This window comes from Caballeronia sp. M23-90, assembly GCF_053574605.1.
In genome coordinates this window covers 1-921 of sequence record NZ_JBSIPA010000897.1, presented here as the reverse complement: position 1 = coordinate 921, position 921 = coordinate 1, and the positions used below count along the sequence as shown (strand labels likewise).

Genomic DNA, 921 nt, shown 5'->3' with positions numbered 1-921 from the left:
GCGGCAGCCGGTGCGGTTTATCGCGCATTCCATGGGCGGGTTGGTCGTGCGGGCGCTGCAATGGGTCGCAAGAGATGTGTGGAATCGTCTGATGAGCATCGACGGTTCGCGTGTGCTAATGCTTGGCTCGCCGAACGGCGGCTCTTGGGCGCCCATGCATACGCGGCAGCCGGTGCGGTTTATCGCGCATTCCATGGGCGGGTTGGTCGTGCGGGCGCTGCAATGGGTCGCAAGAGATGTGTGGAATCGTCTGATGAGCATCGACGGTTCGCGTGTGCTAATGCTTGGCACGCCGAACGGCGGCTCTTGGGCGCCCATGCAGGTGCTTAGCGGCGACGACACGTTCGGCAACACGCTTGCCGCCGCCGGTTCCCTGTTCGATGCCGCGAAATCGCGAGGCATCATGGCGCAGATGCCCGGCTTCCTGCAATTGCAGGCGGGCCTGCTCGATCCGCTGCGCAATCTTGGCACCAAGCAGGGCTGGCAGGACCTGGCCGACCGAGACGCCGAAACGGTCAAGAGGACTAACATATGGCACTGGCTGCCCATGCAATTGCTCGCGTGCAAGTGGGGCGTACCGGACGACGCCGTACTCACCCAGGCCATCGATCTGCGCCGTAAATTCGATGCTCAGTTGCCAGAACTCATGAAGCTCGCGCCGGGCAAACTGGTTCTGGTGGTCGGCCAGGCGAAGTTCACCCCCAGCGGCTACGACGAAACGACAGAGGAAGGCTTCGTCTACCTGAACGCATGTGACGGCGGCGATGGCCGCGTGACTCTCGACAACGCGCTGCTGCCGAACGTGCCGACCTGGACCACGCCACACGATCACGGCGGCCTTCCGAAGGCTTGCGATGCCTTCGACGCCTACCTCGACCTCCTTCGCACGGGCTCGACCCCGCATCTCGACCCCGTCGCGGA

Annotated in this window: 1 pseudogene; it reads left to right on the top strand. The window is 63.8% G+C overall.

The features are described 5' to 3' along the window. Positions 1 to 921: pseudogene (locus tag ACRXB1_RS36830) on the top strand (hypothetical protein); the annotation flags it as partial.